Genomic DNA, 19,860 nt, shown 5'->3' with positions numbered 1-19,860 from the left:
ACGCTAGAGTTCTAAGAGGAAATAGATCGCTCAGGCTCTCTCAGAGAGCCGCGCTTTCAAACGCGGCGTGAAAAAGTCCAGAAACGCGCGCAGTTTCAGCGGCAAATACTCTCCCGACTCTCTGACGAGGCTGATCGGAAGCGTTTCTCGCTTGAAATCCGGCAACACCGAAATCAGGGTGCCATCCCGGAAGTCCTGAGCGACATGATGAGAAAAGACTGAGACAATTCCCATACCCTCCTTCGCCGCCTCACACGCAGCGTCCGTCGAATTGACAATGAGGCGATAGCGAACCGGTATCTCGACGCCGTCGGCAAGGCTCCAGAAACCTGAACCGGTAAAACCCTCAACGCCAATGCAGTCATGTCCGACAAGATCCCCAGGTGTTAACGGAACACCTCGGATTTGGAGATATCCTGGGCTGGCCGCAAAAACACGGCTTACCGTGCCGACGCGCGTCGCTATCATCCTGCTATCCGGCAAGTTCCCAACGCGCAGCGCCGCATCGATTCCTTCCTCGGTCAGACTGACCTGTCGGTTGCTGAGCGTCAGGCGGACGTCAATATCCGGATAGGCTCGAAGAAAGTCAGCGAGCACGGGCACCAGATGCAGACGGCCGAAAACGATGGGCGACGTAATACTCAGGTCGCCCTTCGGCGCCGTGTATTCTCCAGCGGCGGTTCGCTCTGCTTCGCTCACGTCTTCAAGAATTCGCTTGCAGGCCGCCACGTAGGATTTGCCAGCATCCGTCAGGCTGATGCTACGACTAGACCGTGTCAGAAGCTGCGTCTTGAGGTGTTCCTCCAAGACAGAGATCTTCCGGCTGACGGTGGTGAGCGGCGTGTCGAGACGTCGGGCAGCGGCCGACAGGCTCCCCGCCTCGGAGACAGCGACAAGCATCGACATCGAGTCCAGGCGATCCATCATTATTTCCGAAAAATGGTAGGAAGGTTCCCATTTTTAGGGGATTATGTTTTATTTTGGTAGACATCATTCTTTGCCCCGCCGACAGCAAAGCGCCACGCCGGATGGGACAAAGGCAGCGTTTTGACCGGCATTAGAAACCGAATTGGGCAGGAGCTTAGTGCTTGCGCCGCTCTTTTTTCTGATGCGCACGACCGTTATCGCAAGCTTGGTGGAGGGGTGAATGGCTGAAGCGAGGACAATTACGGCCGACGGTGGCCTGAAGGAATACGACATCGCGACAAACGGGATCTCGCTGCATGTGACCGAGCAGGGCGACGGACCAGCCGTGCTGTTCTGTCACGGATTTCCGGACACTGCCTACACCTGGCGTCGACAGATGAAAGCCGTCGCGTCTGCCGGGTATAGGGCCATTGCTCCTGATATGCGCGGTTACGGTCGCAGCTCGGCACCAGCAGACGCCAACTTGTACACGCCGCTGCAAACCACTGGCGACTTCGTCGGCCTGCTGGACGCTTTGGAGATCCCGAGCGCGGTCATTGTGGGCCACGACTGGGGTGCGACGCACGCTTGGAACGCCGCGATGATGCGCCCTGATAGGTTCACCGCGGTGTTCTGCCTGAGCGTGCCCTACGTGCCGCGGGGCGAAGTCAGCGTCTTTGAGCGCATGCGGAAATCGGGTCAGCAAGACAATTTCTACATGTTCGAACAGATCCGGCCGGACGCCGATCAGATTTGGGCTGACGCAGCGGTAACTATTCCGGGGATCCTATATTGGGCGTCCGGGTCGGCCCCTGCTGATAAACGATGAAGCCCACTCGATCCGTCCCGAAGCCTTCATCGGCGGGCACCTGGGCCTTTGCCGTCCTGGGTGGAGCCGGACTACGTCAAACACAACGTCACCGAGTTCCAGCGCACGGGGTTCCACGGCGGCCTTAATTACTATCGCGCCGCCGAACCGTTTTTCGCCTTATCTGCCGCCTTCAAGGGCGCCAAAATCGCCCAACCCTCATTTTTCATCTGGGGCAAGGCAGACGGGCTTAAGGAACTCTATTCACTGACGATCGACCAGATGCGTGCGGGGCTACCTGGCCTGATGGGCGGCCTGGAGCTCGACGGTATTGGCCACTGGGTCCAGCACGAGGCAGCCGACCTTGTGAGCGAGCAACTCGTGACGTTCCTCCGTTCGGTGCAACGTGTTTGAGATAGCCTCGTAAATTCTAGCTTCAATTGCCAACCGCGAGGGAGCGGACCATGAGTGAATCGTCATACGCGCTACCTCCATTTATAGAACACCGTGTTGAGCGTGGTCCTGGCGCCCTATGCGTTCGCGACTTTCCGGGCAACGGACCCGCATTCGTCGTGCTGCACGGGTTTCCGGACAATTCCCACATCTATGACGACCTGATCCCGCATTTGGCCGCGGCCGGGCGCCGGGCCGTGGCGATCGACTTCCTGGGCTTTGGCGCGTCCGACAAGCCCGAAGGGGCCCGTTACAGCTTTGATCAGCAGCTTGGCGACCTGGAAGCCGTCGTTGAGGCGTTGAACCTGGATAAGATCATCCCGGTCGGTCACGACGCGGGCGGTCCAGCCGCGGTTAACTTTGCCCTCAGGTATCCCGAGCAAACGGCTGCGGTCTGCTTGATGAACGCATTCTACGGCGATGCACCCGGCCTGCGCGTGCCCGAGTTCATCGAGCTGTTTTCGAACAAGAGCCTCCAAGCGCTGACCCAGCATTTTCTGGCAAGCCCGCAGCAATTCGCTTGGCTTCTTGGCTTCCAGCGCGATCAGATGCAGATCGGCCTCTCTGAGGCACAGAAGGCCCGCTACACGGATTTTCTTGGGCCGATCATCGACAACAATTTCCGACAGCGGCCGGGCGCTGGACCCGCCTTCGCCCAAATGACGTACCAATTGACGGACGAAGTCAGCGCCAACACGGCACGCTTGCTCGAATATCGACGCTCGGACGTTCCGCTTCTGCTTATCTGGGGAAGGCACGACCCATACCTCCATGTCAGTGTCGCCGAGTATATGCGGGCGAATGCTGGACATGCCTCCCTTCACGTCCTTGACGCGGGTCATTGGCCCCAGATCGACGCCGCTGCTGATGTCGCCCGTATCCTCCTTGCAGGCCCGTGACAGTCGGACATCTGCTTAGTCACTTCGCCGACTTCGACGGCCTTCTACATCTCCCCTGAAAGATTTTGACAATGACGGCAGTGAAAAGCCCCGTGTTCAAGCTGAACAACGGGATCGAAATGCCCGCACTGGGCCTGGGTGTCTTCAACAGCTCGCCCGATACGACCGTGGCTGCGGTGACGTCAGCGGTCACAAGCGGATACCGTCTTATCGACACGGCTGCTGCATATAAGAATGAGGAGCAGGTCGGAGAGGGTATCCGAGCTTCGGACATTGCCCGGGACAAAATCTTCGTGACGACCAAGGTCTGGATGAGCGACTTCGGGTATGACCATACCGTCAATGCCTTCGATCGGAGTCTGCGGAAGCTGCGACTGGACTATCTTGATCTCTACCTTATCCACTGGCCGGTCCCATCGGCATTTGAGACAACCATCAGTTCCTATAAGGCCATGATAAGGCTTCTGGCTGAGGGCCGTGTCCGAGCGATTGGCGTCAGCAACTTCTCCCCTGAGCACCTTACAGACCTCATAGAACAAACCGGGCATGTTCCGGCGGTAAACCAGGTTGAACTTCACCCATACCTGGGCCAGACCGAGCTTCGCGAGGTCCACCGCAAGCTCGGCATTGTCACCCAAGCTTGGTCACCCATTGGTGGCGTCAATCGCTATGGCCAAAAGGCCAAAATCTCAACCGAGGTGAGCGATCCGCTTTCTCATGCCACGGTGGTCCGACTTGCAGCGAAATACGGAAAGACTTCCGCGCAGATAATCCTTCGCTGGCAAATCGAGCTGGGCGTTTCCCCCATTCCGAAATCTGTGCGCCCCGAACGGATTGCCGAGAACATCGACATTTTCGATTTCGCGCTGGCCGCCGAGGATGTCGTGGCCGTCAGCGCGCTCGATACGGGCACGCGCGGAGGCTGGGATCCAGATCATGTAGATCTCCAAACCTTTGGCACGATCATTTAGGAATAGGTCAGACCCCGGTCATGCAACTCACCAGCCACAGTTTTCGCTCGCCCCGCCATACGACGCATTATTGGGAGGCTGGACCTCTTGATGGCCCCCTGATGATCTTCCTCCACGGTTGGCCCCAAATTGGTTTGATGTGGCGCGCGCAGATTGAAGCGTTCGCATCCGAAGGCTGGCGGTGCATCGCGCCAGACATGCGCGGCTACGGCGCATCATCGGCACCGACTTCTGCCGATGCCTATGCTCTACAGGAACTCGTCGCCGATATGATCGAGCTTCATGATCACCTAGGCTCGCACCCAGCCGTGTGGATCGGCCATGACTGGGGCAGTCCTGTCGCCGCGGCGTTGTCGGCATTCCATCCGACAAGGAGCCGGGGCGTCGTTCTGATCTCCCTCCCGTATTTTCCGAACGGCTTCGCGCTGCCAAACCTTGTGCCCCTGATTGACCGTGAACTCTATCCCACCGACCAATATCCGGATGGGCAATGGGACTATTACCGCTTCTATCTCACCCATTTCGAACAAACGGTCAGCGACATGAACGCCGATGTGGCGGCGACCTTGGCGTCGCTCTATCGGCCTGGAAACCCTGCTTCGGGAGGAAAGATCTCGCCGTCCGCCCTGCTGACGGCCAACGGTGGTCGTTACGGCGCAGCGCGTCGAGCGCCACCGACGGCACCGGATTTTGGGCTCTGGCCAGCCGAGGATTTCGACGCACTGGTGCGGGCGTTCCACCCACACGGTTTTCGCTCTGCCAACGCTTGGTATCTCAACGATGCGGTCAACATTGGCTACCTCTACTCGGCTCCTGAGGGTGGCAAGCTTAGACAGCCAACATTGTTCATCAACGGTGAATGGGATGTGATTTGCGACATCAGCCGCAGCCGTCTGGGTGACCCGATGCGCAGCGCGTGTACGGATCTGTCTGTGACAAACCTGCCAGGAGGCCATTGGCTGCCGCTTGAACGGAAGACTGAAGTTGTTGAAGCCATATGCTCCTGGCTGAAAGCAAAAATGCTCTCGTAGACAATTGCAACGCCAGCCGCCTTGCTATGAGGAGCGCCATAGCCAGTCAAACTTCGGGTCAGCTATCGGACAACGGAGTCCGCACGCGGGGGGTATCGAATCTTGCCATCTCACCCATAAGCAGCCTGGCAATACTCGACCCAACAGAGGCATCCAGCAGATTTCTTGAGCTTTTCAAAAGCGGACATTTCCTTGCTTCTTGCAAAGCTAGGGATAGCTCTGCAAGTCAGCGGCTCGATGCGTTGAAGGCATCGGCATCGCATCAATATTTGTGCCGCTCATGGCCCCATGCCGCCCCTTTCAGGGTGACATGGGACGGCGATATGTCGTGGTTAGCTTGCCAAGCCGCGAGCGACTTCGACCGCGCTGATCCCTTCCAGCGCAAGTCCGTAACCCGCACTTTCCTCGACGAGACGGCGCAGTTTCTGCGTCAATGCGATGCGCGTGTAGCGGCTGGTGAGCGGCGGCAGAGAGGCGATGCCGTCTGCGATTTCATGGGCGCGACCAAGCAACCCATCTGCCGGTACGATTTCGTTGACCACGCCCCAATCCTTGGCGGTCTCTGCATCCAGAACCTGCCGGGTCAGCAGGAAGTAACGGCCGCGGATAGAGCCGATAACTTCCGGCCAAAGGCTGTGCACGCCATCGCCGGGTACGATGCCGAATTCGAAATGCGGCTTATCCTGAAATACGGTCTGCGGCGTTGCCAGAATGATATCGGTCAGCAAGGCATATTCGCTGTGGAGCAGAATGGGGCCATTCAGCGCCGTGATCATGGGCACTTCGATGTCCAGGATGTTGCTCAGAACCTTGCGGCCCTCGCGGAGGATCTTTTCAAAACCGCGCGGCGTGAAGAAATCGAAACCCTCCGGGCTGATGGCATCCATGAAGGCATCGCCCGTGCCGGTTAGAATCACGACGCGGTTGTCGCGGTCTTCACCAATGGCATGGAACAGATCGACGAATTGTTCGTGCGTGTGGCCGTTGAAGACGAGCTTGCCGCCCTCGATATGCAAGGCAACCTCCAACACGCCGTTCGGCTTGCGGGTCAATCGGGCATTGGGGAAAGCGTTCCGGTAGGTTTCAAATTGGGCCATGGTGGTCATCCTCTGTTTTGCCGCCCTCATCGGCGGCCATAAGGATGAGTTACGGCATGCCGTCTGATGACGGAGGAGAGGCCGAGGCGATAAGGTTTATTCCTGCCCGGAATGCCACTCCGACCCTTCCGCCATAATGGCTTCGACGAAGGTGGCGAACTGGCGGGCCTTCGCGGTCACCATGCGTCCCGTCGGGAAAACAGCCCAGAGATCGATTTTGGGCAGATGCCAGTTTGTCAGAATGCGTTGGACGGCGCCGTTCGCGATCTCCTCAGCAAACATCCAGTCGGACGCGATCGTCAGGCCCATATCGGCCAGCACAGCGGCACGTAGGCCCTCGGCCGCGCTCAGGCGCACCCGCCCGTGAACCGCCACGGAAACCTCCGTCCCATCGCGCGTGAATGACCAGATATTGGCCTGCTGCGTGTAGACCACAGCCTCATGTCCCGCGAGATCGCTCGGCGCGCGAGGCTCTCCGGCATGGGCGAGATAACGGGGAGTGGCGAGGACCGAGCGGCGGCCGGTCGCCAGCTTTCTGGCCAGAGCCGTGGAATCCGCCAGGCTGCCCATGCGCAATGAGAGGTCAACGCCCTCGGCCACAAGGTCAATCGTCCGGTCATCCAGGATGACGTCGATATCCAGTTCTGGGTGTTCACTCAGAAAGCGCGGCAGGTATGGCACCACATGCAGCCGTGCAAAGGTTGTAGCTGCCGACACCCTGAGGCGTCCTCGCAGACCAGAGCCCGCGCCGCGGGCTGCCAGTTCGGCCTCATCCGCTTCCTGGATCGCAACCCGGGCCCGCTCGTAATAGCGCTGTCCGGCCTCTGTCGGGCTTAACCCATGCGTCGAGCGGGTCAGAAGACTGACCTGCAAGACGTTTTCCAGCTGCGCAATCGTCTTGGAGATGGCCGGTTGACCCACGTTGAGCTGTCGTGCCGCCGCCGAGAAGGAACCCGTGTCGACCACCCGCAGAAAGGTCGTCATCGCCTGATATCGATCCATGTCATTCCCCTTAGGAATGACCATTATTGCTCTGGGCTGCCTGCCATGTCGAGTGGCAGGGAGGCATCTCTGCGTTATCGCCCAGCTCGGGCAAACGGAGAGACAGACCATGATCGATGTTTATGCCTTCGCCACGCCCAATAGCGTCAAGGTGCCAATCGCTCTCGAAGAACTCGGCCTTCCCTATGCGCTTCACGGAATCAATGTCCGCAAAGGCGAGCAGAAGGCCCCGGACTTCGTCGCGCTGAACCCCAATGCCAAAGTGCCGGTGCTCGTCGATCCGGAGGGCCCTGACGGCCGCCTGGTTCTAACGGAATCGGCCGCCATTCTGATCTACCTGGCCGAGAAGACGGGCCGGTTGCTGCCGCTCCATGGCACGGGGCGTGCCCGCGTCTTCGAACAGCTTTTCTTCCACGCCTCCGGGTTGGGGCCAGCCTTCGGCCAGTCCGGCTTTTTTCAGCGCCAGGCGGCCGAACCCCAGCCGCTTGCCATCCAGCGCTTTTCCACTGAGGCCCGCCGCACGCTTGGCGTGCTGGACGGTGTCCTGGCTGATCGCGCTTTTGTGGCCGGAGATGATTTCACCATCGCCGATATCGCTCATTTCGGCTGGCTGTGGCGGCGCGAATTCGCGGGGGTGACCTTTGATGAAACACCGCATGTCGCCGCCTGGTTCGAAAAGGTCAGCGCTCGTCCGGCGGTCCAGCGTGCCCTCGACCGGGCCAATGCCCTCATTCCCCAATCCTGATCATCCAGGAAGACAATTTCCATGAACAAGCTCTTCACGCCTTTTCAGGCAGGACGCCTCTCGCTCGGCCATCGCGTTGTTATGGCGCCACTTACCCGTATGCGCGCTGATTCGGGCGACCGGCCGAATGCCTTGATGGCGGAATACTACGCGCAGCGCGCATCTGAAGGGGGGCTCATCATCTCGGAAGCGACGCCCGTCTCACGCCAAGGCTACGGCTATGCCGGTGCACCCGGCATCTATGACGACAGCCAGATTGAGGGTTGGCGCCGGATTACGGACGCGGTTCATGAGCGTGGTGGCAAAATTGTCATGCAGCTTTGGCACGTCGGCCGTCAGTCAGCGACGGCCATTCAACCGAATGGCGAAGCACCAGTGGCACCCTCGGCGATCATCGCCGACGGCTACGGCTATGCCGAAAGCGGCCCTGTTCCTTTCACCATGCCCCGGGCGCTGGAGCGTGACGAGATTCCCGCCATTATCGCTGATTTCCGGGTGGGGGCTGCACGCGCCAAGGCTGCCGGTTTTGATGGCGTCGAAATCCACGGTGCCAATGGCTACCTGCCTGACCAGTTTCTTCAGGACGGTACCAACAAACGCACCGATGACTACGGCGGCCCGATCGAAAATCGCGCACGCTTTCTGCTCGAGGTTACACAAGCCGCCATCGATGTCTGGGGAGCAGACGGTGTTGGGGTACGGTTGAGCCCGAGCGGCACCTATGGCGACATGGTCGGTAGCAACCCCGAACTGACCTTCGGCTATGTCGCGGCGAAGCTCAGCGCAATGCGCATCGCCTATCTCCACGTCGTGGAGCCCCGCATCAAGGGCACCGAACTTGTTGCCCTGGCGGAGCCCGTCGCCGCGAAGCACCTGCGCCTGCTGTTTGATGGAACGCTGATAGCGGCGGGCGGCTTTGACGGTGCAAGCGCGGAAGCCATCCTCGCCGCAGGGGACGCTGACGCGGTCGCATTTGGGCGTGCCTATATCGCCAATCCCGACCTGCCAGAGCGTTTGCACCTTGGTCTTCCGCTCAATCGCTATGACCGGACAACCTTCTACGGCGGCGATGCGCAGGGATACATCGACTATCCGACCTATCAGCGCGCGGCCTGACCCACATTCCTGCGGGGAATAGGGCTTAGTCGGTTAAGCCGCCTGCGCAGTCCGGCACGCAAGCCTCATTCTCAGTTCATCAAGACAATTCACAAAGAGACAGATCATGACACTTCAAGACAAGCTCGATGCTTTCAAAGCTGATTTCGAAGCGGGCAAGCCGCCCTATAACGTGCCTTATTCGGTCATTGAGACCATGCACCGCGCAACGGCGGAGCTGATCGCTTCGGGCGCTGCCGCCCGCGCGCTGAAGGCCGGTGACAAGGCACCCGCCTTCACGCTGAACGATCCCGACGGCAACCCGGTCTCCTCACGCGATCTCCTCGCGCATGGTCCGCTCGTCGTCAGCTTCTACCGCGGCGTCTGGTGCCCCTACTGCAACATGGAACTGCAGGCGCTGCAGGAGACGCTGCCGGAATTCGAAAAACTCGGTGCAAGCCTCGTCGCCATTTCCCCGCAGACCGCGCCCAATAGCCGCAAATCCGTGCGCCAGAACAATCTCGATTTCCCGATCCTGTCCGACACGCATAACGATGTCGCCGCAGCCTTCGGCCTGCGCTTCGCGCTGCCGGATTATCTCGTCGAGCTCTATAAGGGCCTGAAGAACGACCTGCCGTCCTTCAACGGCGACCCGAGCTGGACGCTGCCGATGCCCGGCCGCTTCGTCATCGGCCATGATGGCGTCATCCTCTACGCCGAGGTGAACCCGGATTACACGCGCCGCCCTGAGCCCGCGAACATGCTGCCTGCGTTGCGCCACGCGGCGTCAGCGGCCGTCTGAAAAAGCTGAGCCCCGGCCCGCAAGGGCCGGGGCAAGACGGGAGACAAACCATGTCGCGGACCTTCCTCATCACCGGTGCCAGCAAGGGTATCGGACTGGCGCTGTCCCAGCGCCTCGTCAGCAACGGCCACCACGTTATCGGCCTCGCGCGCCATCAGACAGAACATTTTCCGGGCAAACTCGTGTCCGTGGACCTTGGCGACAGAGCCAAGACGGAAGCTGCCCTCGCTGATCTGTCGCGCAAGTTCGCGTTTGATGGCGTTGTCAACAATGTCGGCCTCGTGCGCCCGGAAATGCTTGGACACGTTGATCTAAGCACGCTCGATGAGGTGCTGCGGGTTAATCTGCACCCGGCGGTGCAGACGGCTCAAACCATCCTGCCTGGCATGATATCACGCGGTTGGGGCCGAATTGTAAATATCACCAGCCTGACAGTTTTGGGCAGTATTCAGCGCACAGCTTACGCCGCTGCGAAGGCGGCCTTAACCAGCTTCACGCGTGGCTGGGCGCTGGAACTGGCCGAAACCGGCATAACGGTCAACGCCGTGGCACCTGGACCAACCGAGACGGAGCTCTTCCGCGCCAATAATCAGCCGGGCAGTGAAGGGGAACGCCGCTATCTCGCCGGGGTGCCGATGAAGCGCTTCGGACAGCCCGAAGAGATCGCCGCCGCCATTGCTTTTCTCCTGTCAGAGGATGCCGGTTTCATCACCGGGCAAACACTTCACGTCGATGGCGGCGCGTCCATCGGCAAAGCCGCCTTCTAGACCAGCATTCACGTCACAACGCAGAGCCGGATCCCAAGGGGGCCCGCGCCGCCAAGTTCAATCTTATCGGAGACAAATCATGATCAACGGTTTTACCCTTCTCGATTCCAGCAATGCTCCCGCGGAATCCGCCAAGATTCTCGATGCCGTCCAGGGAGCATGGGGTTTTGTCCCCAACCTGCACCGCGTGCTGGCGGAAAGCCCAGCCGCGCTAGAAGCTTATGCCGCCCTGTGGGGGATCGCCGAAAAGACCAGCTTCACCGCTCTGGAACGCAACATCGCCTATCTTTCGATCATCTATGAGAACGAGTGCACGTATTGCATGGCGGGCCACACCAATCTCTCGAAAATGGCGAAGGTGGACGCGGCGGATATCGAGGCCGTGCGAGATGGCAAGCCCATCGCCGATGCGAAGCTCGAAGCACTGCGCACCTTTGCCGCCAAAGTCACACGCCAGCGTGGCGTGGTGAGCGAAGCCGATGTCGCGGCGTTCAAGTCCGCCGGTTACAACAACCAGTCCGTTCTCGACGTTCTGGTTCTGGCCGCGACAAAGCTGATTTCCAATTACGCCAACCATCTGGCCAATACGCCCAACGATGCTTTCATGAAGGGCGCCGAGTGGACCGCCCCCGGCAAGCTTAAGGCAGCCGCCTAACCGAAGAATTGCCCCTGGACCGGGCCACCCGGTTCAGGCAGCACCGTCGGTAAAACAATTCCGCAAGGGACGTTGCAATGTTCATGCGTCAGATTGCCTACCTCATTGCCTTGGACAAGCATCGGCACTTCGGCCGGGCCGCCGAAAGCTGCAACGTCTCCCAACCCGCTCTGTCCTCCGCCATCAGCGATATGGAAAGAGAGCTTGGCATCACTATCGTCAAGAGGAACCGGAACTTTCAGGGCATTACACCGGAAGGCGAACGGGTCATTGCCTGGGCAAGGCATGTGCAAGCATCTCTGCACGGGTTGAAGCAGGAGGCGGCTCTCGTGCGCGATGTGCCGGGTGGACACTTGTCCATAGGCACCATTCCGACAGCCGTCGAGGTCGCCAGTGTTCTTGCAGGGCAATACAGGCGCCAGGTTCCAGCACTCACTGTTGATATCCAATCCCTGACCACGAGCGAGTTGCTCCGGCGCCTTCAGAAGCAGGATCTGGATGTTGCGATCACCTATCCGCCGGGAGAAGATACGGGAATATTCGATACGCGGCCGCTTTACGCGGAGAGGTATGTCCTCGTCGCGCACAAAGACCGGATGCTGCCGCCAATTTTGTCCTGGCAGGACGTCGCAGACCTCCCCTTGGCTCTGCTGAGCCAGGACATGCAAAGTCGGCGGCTCATTGACGACGTTTTCAAAAGCCTCGGCCTTCGCATCAAAGCGGTGGTGGAATCTAATGCCATTCGTATCCTCCATGAAGAAGCATCAAGCGGCCGCGCATGCAGTATTGTCCCGCTCAGTGCTTTGCCACGAGGCCTCCATAGGACGGATGTCAGCATTCATCCTTTGCTGCCGCAGCCAAACGCGACGGTCGCGCTCATGCGCTTGCGCCGCCCGCAGCAGTCTGCGCTGTCCGACCTGGTTTGGCACGGCGTGACCGAGGGCGAGCTTCAACTTGCTCTCGACCAACATCAGGAGACCCAACCTTGATAACTGGCGCTTATCAGGAGTTCCAATCAAACGATTAGACCTTCCCGGCAGAAGGCGCATCTTCCAGTCATCCGCTGACGGACAAACCTGATGGTCCGCACGGCAACAGGAGTTTGGAAAATGGCCAAGATTCTCTGCGTTCTTTATCCCGATCCCGAGAAGGGCTATCCGCCTCACTATGCGCGCGACAGCATTCCTGTCATCGAAGGCTACGCCAACGGTCAGACCGCGCCCACACCCAAAGGCCCTCTTGGCTTTTTGCCGGGAGAACTAATCGGGTGTGTCTCCGGAGAGCTTGGCTTGCGTTCCTATCTGGAGAAGCTGGGTCATGAACTGATCGTGACCAGCGACAAGGACGGTCCAAACTCCGAGTTCGAGAAGCATCTGCCGGATGCGGAGATTGTCATCTCACAGCCTTTCTGGCCCGCTTACCTGACGCCCGAGCGTATCGCCAAGGCCAAAAAGCTGAAGCTCGCTCTGACCGCCGGTATTGGTTCCGACCACGTGGATCTCGCGGCTGCCGCCAAGGCCGGTGTCACCGTCGCAGAAGTCACTGGTTCCAACAGTATCAGCGTGGCTGAGCACGTTGTCATGATGGTCCTCTCTCTGGTCCGCAACTATCTCCCCTCGCATGAGATCGCCGTCCGTGGCGGCTGGGACATCGCAGATTGCGTTTCCCGCAGCTATGACCTCGAGGGCATGCATTTTGGCACGATCGCCGCGGGGCGCATCGGCCTTGCGGTGTTACGCCGCTTGAAGCCCTTTGGTGTGAAACTGCACTACACCGATCCGTATCGGCTGAAGCCTGATGTAGAGCAAGAACTCGGCCTAACCTATCATGAGAACGCCGAGTCTCTGATCAAAGCCGTCGACATCGTCAACCTTCAGATGCCGCTCTATCCGTCGACCGAACATTTTATCGATGATCGTATGCTTGGCCTCATGAGGCGTGGCACTTACCTCATCAACACCGCGCGCGCGAAACTCGTGGACCGTGACGCGATCGTGCGTGCACTGCAGTCTGGTCAGCTAGCGGGCTATGCTGGTGACGTGTGGTTCCCCCAACCTGCTCCGGCAGATCATCCATGGCGAACCATGCCCTTCAACGGTATGACACCGCATATCTCAGGAACGTCACTCTCCGCCCAGACACGCTATGCGGCTGGCACGCTCGAGATTCTCGAGAGCTACTTCGATGGCACACCGATCCGCGAGGAATATCTGATTGTCAAAGCAGGCAGCTTGGCCGGGACGGGTGCTTCTTCCTATAAGCTAACCTAACCCGCTACCAACGGCATACATTTGAACGTCAGCCGTCTCGCTATACGAGATGGTCCTGAATGTCGGCTTGTGGAGTCTGCAGCTCCTGAGCCGACATTCGGCTTTCCCCCCACTGTTGCCTTTGGCATTCCGTGAATCCGATGCGCCAATAGCGCATCTTAGACATCACCGGGCTAACTATTACCTTACTCAGATCCCCAGGCATGCCGATCTGGGTCTTGCTCAGTGAGTGTAGTCAAAGCCGGCTCTATCAATTTTGACCATGCGAACATCGATCGGCAGGATGCAATGTCAGACGCCGAAATGGCATCGGGCTGTTCGCATAGAGCCGGTCCACGATAGCACAGCAGCTCCACATGCGGTGTCAGCGATTGTGCGGCCGTAAGCGCCACCACATCGACAGTCGGGTCATCGACACTATCGAGTCTTGCTTGCGCGCTGCCATGGTTAACGCCCCGAGATGTCACGCGAAGGCCTAACGATTGGTAATATGCGATGCTGCGGTCAAGATCCTGCACCACAATGGCGGTGTGATCATACCCCAAAAAAGGGCTGTCAGATGATCTCTCTTGCCATTTTGGATCGCCGGAGCGAGGTGGAAATTGCAGCAGTTCCAATGGGTGACCGTCTGGGTCACGAAATTTAAATGCCTGTACGCTACCCGATGACGGTGGCAGAAACTGCGGGCCACCTCGCGTGATGGGTTCAATATCATATGCGTTAAGCGCTGCATGGGCGCGGTCGATATCGGAAACGACGACGGCAATATGCTGGAACCAAGGGTCGTGCGCAGTGCGTGCTTCGGGATAAGGATTGCCCGGCATGGTTGGTTGAAACAGTTCAACCGACTGCTCTCCCAAATGCATCATCAATCGACGCCCTGGGTATCCGTCGATGACATGGTTTGAGACTTCACCTCGTCGGAAACCAAGCGCATCCCGATAAAAGGCTCCGATCCGCCCAAGATCGGATACCGTGACGCTCACGTAAGCCAGCCTATCGATAGACTTCATAGCCGAGCGGCACCACGAACGTTAAGGTAAATCGCATGGAGGGTTTGCGATGCGCAGATGAATAAGCGGCTACGGTTTCGACCACCAAAAGTAAGGTTGGAAACGACGGCTGGCACCTTAATTTTCCCCAGCAGAACGCCCTCCGGCGCAATGCAGTGCACGCCGTCGGCAGCACTGCTCCAAATGCGGCCATCTTCGTCACAACGGAAGCCGTCAGAAAAACCGGGAGACGCCTTATAGAAGACGCGCCCATTGGTCAGCTGATTTCCGGCAACATCGAAAACACGGATATGCTGAATTGGATTTGGCGTGAATTGCGGTCCACTTTCTGCGACATAAAGCAAGCTTTCATCGGGTGAAAAGCACAATCCGTTCGGCCCCGCGAAATCATCCGCCACAATGGTCAACGCGCCGTCAGATGGATCTAGGCAGTATAGGCTGGGTGGTAACTCTGGCGTCTGTTTTCCGCCCTCGTAGTCGGTGTTGATGCCATAGTGGGGATCACTGAACCAGATTGTACCATCCGACTTGCAGACAATGTCATTCGGCGCATTCAGCCGTTTGCCCTCATAGCGGTCGGCTAATACTGTGATCGTCCCATCTAACTCGGTCCGGATGATGCAGCGGTGCTGGTGCGAACAGCCAATCAGCCGGCCTTGGCGATCGCGGGTATGACCATTGGCGAAGCCGCTCGGCTGACGAAACACAGAAACGCCACCAGACTCTGTCCAGCGCATAATTCGATCATTGGGAAGATCGCTGACCAAGAGACAATTAAGGTCTGCAAACCAGACCGGACCTTCAAGCCAACGAAAACCCTCGGATAGTTTCTCCAGGGGCGCGTTGGGTAAAGCGAGCGCATGGAAGCGTTCGTCGAAGATCTCAAAATCACCATTCATGTAAAATGGCCCGGTTTATGGACAGGCGGAACGTGAAGCTGCACCGTCATCAAAACTGCCGGCTCGTCGCCAATCGTGCCTGACCGATGGCCCTTTCTTCCATCAGCCGTCGCTGTACAGCCCTGATCCTCGCCGAGCGAGAACTCGCCCGGCCCTTGTTCGATGCGCGTTCCGTCCATCGCTTCAATCCACCAGCGTCCAGACAAAACAACAATCCACTGTGGCGCGGGATTTTCATGCCATTCGCCGACCCAACCGACGGGTTGAACGGTAAAAACGACGGTCGAGTCGGCACGCGCCATCTGGTTGTTCCACTGGGGAGCGGCTTTGCCAACACCCTTGAATTCCCAGTTCGTCAAGTTGCATTGCGTCTGGTGGCTGACGCCAGTTTCATCGCACCAAAGGTGCCAATAAGGAATGCTCGGAGCTTCGGGCATGATGGACATCCCTAGTGAGTGGCATATGGATGAGAGGACTGGAGCGGGTCAGACAAGAGCGCATGCAGACCCGATCCGTCCGTATTGATCGTGATAAGGAGGAAGCCACCCGCGAGCGCAAAATTCTTGAGGAAATCCCAGAATAAGTCTCGCCCCTTACTCTGACCGTGCGCCCAGAAATCACCTTGCTCCCAGAACGGCTTAAAGAGCAGCGCGGTCACCGCGCAGTAACCCGCTAGAATGAAAGCAGCCAAGCGGTCTGCGATACCGCTTACAATGCCAAGCGGCATAAAAATCTCCACCATGAGGCCTATTGCAATCATGGCGACCGCGACGGGGCGTTGTTTGAATAGCTGTTGCGCCTGACCCACGGCGCCCCTGAAATTCAGCGTCTTGTCCAAGGCGCTGAATGGGAAAAAGAGTAGCACCAGCAGACAGCGAACAATGATGGTGGCGTCCACCTGCAGGGTCATGCGACCAGCCGTTCTTTGATCTTGTCGGCCACTCGCAGGGCATTCGCGATGATTGTGAGCGTCGGGTTGACGGCCCCGATCGAGGGAAAGAACGACGCGTCCGCAACATAGAGATTGTCAAGTTCGTGCGCTTTGCAATCGAGATCTAAGACAGAGGACGTGGGATCAATGCCAAAGCGCGCGGTGCCTGCCTGATGCGCCGTGCCGCTAATAGGAATATCCTTGCCTAGGTAGAGGCTGCGCTCCAACAGCACCGGATGTGCGCCGACCGCGCTCATTAGGTGCTCAAGCTTTTTCTTGAGGCGGTGATGCGCTTCCATGTTGTTTTGGGTGACATCGAGAATGACACGATCGCCATCGTAGTAGATCCGGTTTTCCGGCCGCGGCAGATCCTCACTTTGGAGCCAAAAGTCCATCGAATGCTCGGCGATTTTGTCAAACGGCATGTCGGGCAGCCATTCTAGCCAACTCGGCAGCGATTCACCTTTGATTTGCTCAGCATGAGAGGTCGCACACATTTGGATCAAGCCGAGAGGATAGTTCCAATCGTCTGATTTGAAATAGTAGTCACTGAGGGCCAGCGTTTTCTGGAACACGGTATGGTTCGGCTCTTTGAGAAGGGCCATCAGAACGCTCATATTGTGCCGGATATAGTTGCGCCCAACCTGATCGGAGCCATTTGCCAATCCGCGTGGATGATGCTCACTGGCCGAACGCAGCAGGAGCAGAGCGGATGATAAGGCGCCGCAGGCGGCGACCACGATATCCGCCGAATATTCTTCGCGGCGACCTTCGCGCTCCACGATAACACGCTTAACGCTACGGCCCGAGACATCAGTTTCCAGCCGCGTCACGTAAGCGCCGGTCATCAAGGTGACATTCGGAAATAGTTTCAGCGTGGGGTCGATCAGCACCACCTGCGCATCCGCCTTGCCATTTAGCAGGCAAGGAAAGCCGTCAAAAGCATCGCAGCGGATACAAATGCTTGTCGGTGTTGGCTTGCCATTCTTTTCATCCAGCAGAATGCCAAGGGGCAAGTGATAGGGATTAAACCCTTCCCCGCGCAAACTGTCGTTCAGTTCCTGGATTTTTGGCTCGTGCGAGACTGGCGGATAGGGATAAGGGCCACTGGCTGCGGGTTCCAGCGGATCTTCCCCGCGCTGACCATGCACATGGAACAGCCGCTCCGCTTCGGTGTAATAGGGTTCAAAAACATCGTATTTGACCGGCCAGGCCGGAGAGATCCCGTCCTTGTGCTGGACCTCCTCGAAATCCCGCTCCCGCAAACGAAACAGGGCCGCGCCATACACTTTTGAGTTTCCACCAACATACCGGTGGAGGGCCGGTTTGAAGCTCTCACCTTTGCCGCCATACCACGTCTCATCAACCTGATAGGCGCCATCGACGAAGACCGTCTTGGAATCCCAATTTGCAGGCGAACGGGGCAGATAGTCCCCGCGCTCAAGGATGAGGATTTTCTTGCCAGTCGCAGCCAGCCGGTGCGCCACTGCGCCGCCGCCAGGACCGCTGCCGATGATGATGACATCGAATTCGTTGTTTGCCACGGTCCCCACTCCTCGCTCAACCGCCGGTCGCGAAACCGGGATAAAGCGTCATGCCGCCATCGACGAAGAGCGTGGCTCCCGTAACGTAGTCAGCTGCCTCAGACGCCAGCCATACGGCTGCCTGCGCGATATCATCAGGCTCTCCGATCCGCTTATAGGGGACGAGCGTCATGAGATCGCCATAGGCTTCCGGCGTTTGCCAAGCCGCAGTGTTGATCGGTGTGCGAATGGCCCCAGGCCCGATACTGTTGACTCGGATGAAGTGCGGCGCCAGTTCCTGCGCAATGGAACGCATAAGTTGCATGACCCCACCCTTGGAAGCGGCATAATTTGCATGCCCGCCCCAGGGAATGACTTGATGGACTGAGCTCATGCAGATGATCTTGCCAGCGGCCTTTGAGACAGAGGGCACCACACCGCGGCGCTTGAATTCCCGGGTAGCAGCCCGCGTGCAGAGGAACTGTCCGGTTAAATTGACGCCGATCACGGTGTTCCACTGCTCGAGCGTCATTTCATCATAGGCAGAATCGCGCTGGAGCCCAGCATTGCTGACCACGATGTGCAGCGTGCCAAAATGCGCGATGGCATCGGCAAACATCTTTTCCACTTCGTCTTCCCGACTGACATCGGCCTTCAGCGCGATCGCGCGTCGGCCCATGTTCGTGATCTCTTGAACGACGGCCTCGGCCGCTTCGGGTTCCGTCACATAATTGACTACGACATCGGCGCCAGCTTTGGCCAAACCAATCGCAACAGACTTGCCGATGCCGGAATTGGCGCCCGTAACCAGCGCGGGCTGGCCGGCCAGAACGGGATTGTACGGAACTTGGGGCACGCGGCTGGGATCGAAGGAAGCGGGTGCTGTTGGATCTTTAGCTTGGTCGGAAGACGTCAATGTTCGTACTCTCTATTCTGCCAGGAGATGGGCACTCTTCAGGTGGAGCGTCACGATCTTGAGCGGTGGCTCGGGTACCCAAGCCGACGCCGTTCAGGTGGGGCTACACCCAGAACGCACAAATCGTATTGCCGCTTCTCCGCCGATAATCACTCGGTTGTGACCCCGCATCGCCTGAATGGGTTCACTTTATGATCTGTCAACATTCATTCTTCGATAACGGCTAGCAGGAAGGCGTGGGGTCCCGGATGCGCCGCAATCCCCGGCGCTAAGCTGTCACCGGACAACGTGATGTCGCGCCGGCTCCTAGCCGGAACCATTGGCTTGACTCTTACCCTGCGTGAGAACAAATAAGGAACAACATTCTTCCCTCCATTTTCGGATGCACACCCATTGCGGCCTCGTCCCGCCATTGATGCTTTGCGCGCTGAGATCCAGCGCATCGAGGCGCGCAATCGGCGGCCGGCCGCGGTGCTGCCGTTTGGTCTCGACGTGCTCGACGCCAAGATCCCGGGCGGTGGCCTCGCCTTTGGCGCGCTGCACGAGGTCGCCGGCGGCGGCAATGGCACGATCGATGGTGCGGCGGCCGCCCTTTTCGTGGCGGGGATCGCCGCTCGCGCCAAGCGAAAGGTCCTCTGGTGTCTGGACCGTCCCGACCTTTTCGCGCCCGCCCTCGCGCAAGCCGGATTGAAACCCGAAGTGGTCATCTTCCTGGATGGTGGGGACGATAAGACCGTTCTCGCCTGTCTCGAAGAAGGTTTGCGCCACGGGAGTTTAGGCCTTGCCATCGGAGAAATCGCGCGCCTGCCGATGCCGATCTCACGGCGGCTGCAGCTCGCGGCCGAAGCGTCCGGCACGATGGGCATCGCGCTCCGCCGCTGGCGTCGCCAGACCGAGGCCGTGGATTTTGGGCAGCCGACCGCTGCCCTGACGCGATGGCGGATCTCGGTCTTGCCGTCGTCGCCCCTACCAGTGCCAGGCGTTGGCCGGCCCCGTTGGCTGGTGGAGCTTGTCCGCGCCCGCGCGGGGGAAAGTGCCGATTTCGAGTTGGAGTCCTGTGATGGCAAGGGTCATCTC

22 protein-coding genes are annotated in these 19,860 nt (G+C 58.8%); 13 read left to right on the top strand and 9 right to left on the bottom strand.

Features of this window, described 5'->3' with window-relative positions:
- Window positions 1-30: 30 nt before the first annotated feature.
- A complete protein-coding gene (locus ASILVAE211_RS22360; protein WP_227323586.1) occupies window positions 31-924 on the bottom strand; it encodes a LysR substrate-binding domain-containing protein in 894 nt (297 codons plus the stop codon).
- 223 nt (window positions 925-1,147) lie between these two features.
- Here ASILVAE211_RS22360 and ASILVAE211_RS22355 point away from each other — a divergent pair, with 223 nt between their 5' ends.
- The 5 genes from ASILVAE211_RS22355 to ASILVAE211_RS22335 all read left to right on the top strand — a co-directional run bounded on the left by ASILVAE211_RS22355 (window position 1,148) and on the right by ASILVAE211_RS22335 (window position 5,068).
- On the top strand, window positions 1,148-1,735 hold the full coding sequence (locus ASILVAE211_RS22355; RefSeq protein ID WP_227323585.1) for an alpha/beta fold hydrolase: 588 nt from the start codon (window positions 1,148-1,150) through the stop codon (window positions 1,733-1,735).
- A 48-nt stretch (window positions 1,736-1,783) separates the two neighbouring features.
- Window positions 1,784-2,128 carry an alpha/beta fold hydrolase gene (locus tag ASILVAE211_RS22350; RefSeq protein ID WP_227323584.1) on the top strand — a complete coding sequence of 115 codons (345 nt, stop codon included), beginning with the start codon at window positions 1,784-1,786 and terminating at the stop codon, window positions 2,126-2,128.
- 50 nt (window positions 2,129-2,178) lie between these two features.
- Window positions 2,179-3,066 (top strand): alpha/beta fold hydrolase, encoded by an 888-nt coding sequence (locus ASILVAE211_RS22345; protein ID WP_227323583.1) that lies wholly within the window; start codon window positions 2,179-2,181, stop codon window positions 3,064-3,066.
- Window positions 3,067-3,137: 71 nt separating this feature from the next.
- Entirely contained in the window at window positions 3,138-4,037 is a 900-nt protein-coding gene (locus ASILVAE211_RS22340; protein WP_227323582.1) for an aldo/keto reductase, read from the top strand.
- 20 nt (window positions 4,038-4,057) lie between these two features.
- Window positions 4,058-5,068, top strand: coding sequence for an alpha/beta fold hydrolase (locus ASILVAE211_RS22335; protein ID WP_227323581.1), 1,011 nt, complete (start codon window positions 4,058-4,060; stop codon window positions 5,066-5,068).
- A 332-nt stretch (window positions 5,069-5,400) separates the two neighbouring features.
- Here ASILVAE211_RS22335 and ASILVAE211_RS22330 read toward each other — a convergent pair whose 3' ends face one another.
- A complete protein-coding gene (locus tag ASILVAE211_RS22330) occupies window positions 5,401-6,165 on the bottom strand; it encodes an enoyl-CoA hydratase/isomerase family protein (RefSeq protein ID WP_227323580.1) in 765 nt (254 codons plus the stop codon).
- A gap of 96 nt (window positions 6,166-6,261) precedes the next feature.
- Window positions 6,262-7,167, bottom strand: coding sequence for a LysR family transcriptional regulator (locus tag ASILVAE211_RS22325; protein WP_227323579.1), 906 nt, complete (start codon window positions 7,165-7,167; stop codon window positions 6,262-6,264).
- A gap of 109 nt (window positions 7,168-7,276) precedes the next feature.
- Here ASILVAE211_RS22325 and ASILVAE211_RS22320 point away from each other — a divergent pair, with 109 nt between their 5' ends.
- From ASILVAE211_RS22320 to ASILVAE211_RS22290, 7 genes are all read left to right on the top strand, one after another.
- Window positions 7,277-7,912 carry a glutathione S-transferase family protein gene (locus ASILVAE211_RS22320; protein ID WP_227323578.1) on the top strand — a complete coding sequence of 212 codons (636 nt, stop codon included), beginning with the start codon at window positions 7,277-7,279 and terminating at the stop codon, window positions 7,910-7,912.
- 21 nt (window positions 7,913-7,933) lie between these two features.
- Window positions 7,934-9,028, top strand: coding sequence for an alkene reductase (locus ASILVAE211_RS22315; RefSeq protein WP_264479058.1), 1,095 nt, complete (start codon window positions 7,934-7,936; stop codon window positions 9,026-9,028).
- Window positions 9,029-9,134: 106 nt separating this feature from the next.
- Window positions 9,135-9,809: a peroxiredoxin-like family protein gene (locus tag ASILVAE211_RS22310; RefSeq protein WP_227323577.1), complete on the top strand. Its 675-nt coding sequence runs from the start codon at window positions 9,135-9,137 to the stop codon at window positions 9,807-9,809.
- A 50-nt stretch (window positions 9,810-9,859) separates the two neighbouring features.
- Window positions 9,860-10,576 (top strand): SDR family oxidoreductase, encoded by a 717-nt coding sequence (locus ASILVAE211_RS22305; RefSeq protein WP_227323576.1) that lies wholly within the window; start codon window positions 9,860-9,862, stop codon window positions 10,574-10,576.
- Between the two features lie 79 nt (window positions 10,577-10,655).
- A complete protein-coding gene (locus ASILVAE211_RS22300; RefSeq protein ID WP_227323575.1) occupies window positions 10,656-11,231 on the top strand; it encodes a carboxymuconolactone decarboxylase family protein in 576 nt (191 codons plus the stop codon).
- A 77-nt stretch (window positions 11,232-11,308) separates the two neighbouring features.
- Entirely contained in the window at window positions 11,309-12,220 is a 912-nt protein-coding gene (locus tag ASILVAE211_RS22295) for a LysR family transcriptional regulator (RefSeq protein ID WP_227323574.1), read from the top strand.
- A gap of 120 nt (window positions 12,221-12,340) precedes the next feature.
- On the top strand, window positions 12,341-13,501 hold the full coding sequence (locus ASILVAE211_RS22290) for an NAD-dependent formate dehydrogenase (protein WP_227323573.1): 1,161 nt from the start codon (window positions 12,341-12,343) through the stop codon (window positions 13,499-13,501).
- A gap of 185 nt (window positions 13,502-13,686) precedes the next feature.
- Here the strand turns inward: ASILVAE211_RS22290 and ASILVAE211_RS22285 are convergent, their stop codons facing one another.
- Genes ASILVAE211_RS22285 through ASILVAE211_RS22260 form a run of 6 tightly spaced genes read right to left on the bottom strand, consistent with a single transcriptional unit; the run spans window position 13,687 to window position 18,783 of the window.
- Window positions 13,687-14,487 carry a VOC family protein gene (locus ASILVAE211_RS22285; protein ID WP_319799626.1) on the bottom strand — a complete coding sequence of 267 codons (801 nt, stop codon included), beginning with the start codon at window positions 14,485-14,487 and terminating at the stop codon, window positions 13,687-13,689.
- 23 nt (window positions 14,488-14,510) lie between these two features.
- Window positions 14,511-15,413, bottom strand: coding sequence for an SMP-30/gluconolactonase/LRE family protein (locus ASILVAE211_RS22280; RefSeq protein ID WP_227323571.1), 903 nt, complete (start codon window positions 15,411-15,413; stop codon window positions 14,511-14,513).
- Window positions 15,410-15,850: a cupin domain-containing protein gene (locus ASILVAE211_RS22275; protein WP_227323570.1), complete on the bottom strand. Its 441-nt coding sequence runs from the start codon at window positions 15,848-15,850 to the stop codon at window positions 15,410-15,412. The genes ASILVAE211_RS22280 and ASILVAE211_RS22275 overlap by 4 nt, the downstream gene beginning before the upstream one ends.
- Before the next feature lie 11 nt (window positions 15,851-15,861).
- A complete protein-coding gene (locus ASILVAE211_RS22270; protein ID WP_227323569.1) occupies window positions 15,862-16,323 on the bottom strand; it encodes a DoxX family protein in 462 nt (153 codons plus the stop codon).
- Window positions 16,320-17,888 carry a GMC oxidoreductase gene (locus ASILVAE211_RS26415; RefSeq protein ID WP_227323568.1) on the bottom strand — a complete coding sequence of 523 codons (1,569 nt, stop codon included), beginning with the start codon at window positions 17,886-17,888 and terminating at the stop codon, window positions 16,320-16,322. Before ASILVAE211_RS26415 ends, ASILVAE211_RS22270 begins: the two co-directional genes overlap by 4 nt.
- A 16-nt stretch (window positions 17,889-17,904) precedes the next feature.
- Window positions 17,905-18,783 (bottom strand): SDR family oxidoreductase, encoded by an 879-nt coding sequence (locus ASILVAE211_RS22260; RefSeq protein ID WP_227323567.1) that lies wholly within the window; start codon window positions 18,781-18,783, stop codon window positions 17,905-17,907.
- Between the two features lie 420 nt (window positions 18,784-19,203).
- Between ASILVAE211_RS22260 and ASILVAE211_RS22255 the strand changes: the two genes are divergently transcribed.
- Window positions 19,204-19,860 (top strand): ImuA family protein (locus tag ASILVAE211_RS22255; protein ID WP_227323566.1); only part of this gene is annotated, 657 nt, incomplete at its 3' end.

The organism is Acidisoma silvae (genome assembly GCF_020618775.1).
Classification (GTDB): Bacteria; Pseudomonadota; Alphaproteobacteria; order Acetobacterales; family Acetobacteraceae; genus Acidisoma; species Acidisoma silvae.
The sequence above is the reverse complement of the archived record's forward strand: the minus strand, read 5'-3'. Positions and strand labels throughout refer to the sequence as shown.

Excerpts from the sequence above, each read along its gene's own strand:
- ASILVAE211_RS22360 (WP_227323586.1), bottom strand. The coding sequence starts at position 924 with ATGGATCGCCTGGACTCGATGTCGATGCTTGTCGCTGTCTCCGAGGCG.
- ASILVAE211_RS22355 (WP_227323585.1), top strand. The coding sequence starts at position 1,148 with ATGGCTGAAGCGAGGACAATTACGGCCGACGGTGGCCTGAAGGAATAC.
- ASILVAE211_RS22345 (WP_227323583.1), top strand. The coding sequence starts at position 2,179 with ATGAGTGAATCGTCATACGCGCTACCTCCATTTATAGAACACCGTGTT.
- ASILVAE211_RS22340 (WP_227323582.1), top strand. The coding sequence starts at position 3,138 with ATGACGGCAGTGAAAAGCCCCGTGTTCAAGCTGAACAACGGGATCGAA.
- ASILVAE211_RS22335 (WP_227323581.1), top strand. The coding sequence starts at position 4,058 with ATGCAACTCACCAGCCACAGTTTTCGCTCGCCCCGCCATACGACGCAT.
- ASILVAE211_RS22330 (WP_227323580.1), bottom strand. The coding sequence starts at position 6,165 with ATGGCCCAATTTGAAACCTACCGGAACGCTTTCCCCAATGCCCGATTG.
- ASILVAE211_RS22325 (WP_227323579.1), bottom strand. The coding sequence starts at position 7,167 with ATGGATCGATATCAGGCGATGACGACCTTTCTGCGGGTGGTCGACACG.
- ASILVAE211_RS22320 (WP_227323578.1), top strand. The coding sequence starts at position 7,277 with ATGATCGATGTTTATGCCTTCGCCACGCCCAATAGCGTCAAGGTGCCA.
- ASILVAE211_RS22315 (WP_264479058.1), top strand. The coding sequence starts at position 7,934 with ATGAACAAGCTCTTCACGCCTTTTCAGGCAGGACGCCTCTCGCTCGGC.
- ASILVAE211_RS22310 (WP_227323577.1), top strand. The coding sequence starts at position 9,135 with ATGACACTTCAAGACAAGCTCGATGCTTTCAAAGCTGATTTCGAAGCG.
- ASILVAE211_RS22305 (WP_227323576.1), top strand. The coding sequence starts at position 9,860 with ATGTCGCGGACCTTCCTCATCACCGGTGCCAGCAAGGGTATCGGACTG.
- ASILVAE211_RS22300 (WP_227323575.1), top strand. The coding sequence starts at position 10,656 with ATGATCAACGGTTTTACCCTTCTCGATTCCAGCAATGCTCCCGCGGAA.
- ASILVAE211_RS22295 (WP_227323574.1), top strand. The coding sequence starts at position 11,309 with ATGTTCATGCGTCAGATTGCCTACCTCATTGCCTTGGACAAGCATCGG.
- ASILVAE211_RS22290 (WP_227323573.1), top strand. The coding sequence starts at position 12,341 with ATGGCCAAGATTCTCTGCGTTCTTTATCCCGATCCCGAGAAGGGCTAT.
- ASILVAE211_RS22280 (WP_227323571.1), bottom strand. The coding sequence starts at position 15,413 with ATGAATGGTGATTTTGAGATCTTCGACGAACGCTTCCATGCGCTCGCT.
- ASILVAE211_RS22275 (WP_227323570.1), bottom strand. The coding sequence starts at position 15,850 with ATGCCCGAAGCTCCGAGCATTCCTTATTGGCACCTTTGGTGCGATGAA.
- ASILVAE211_RS22270 (WP_227323569.1), bottom strand. The coding sequence starts at position 16,323 with ATGACCCTGCAGGTGGACGCCACCATCATTGTTCGCTGTCTGCTGGTG.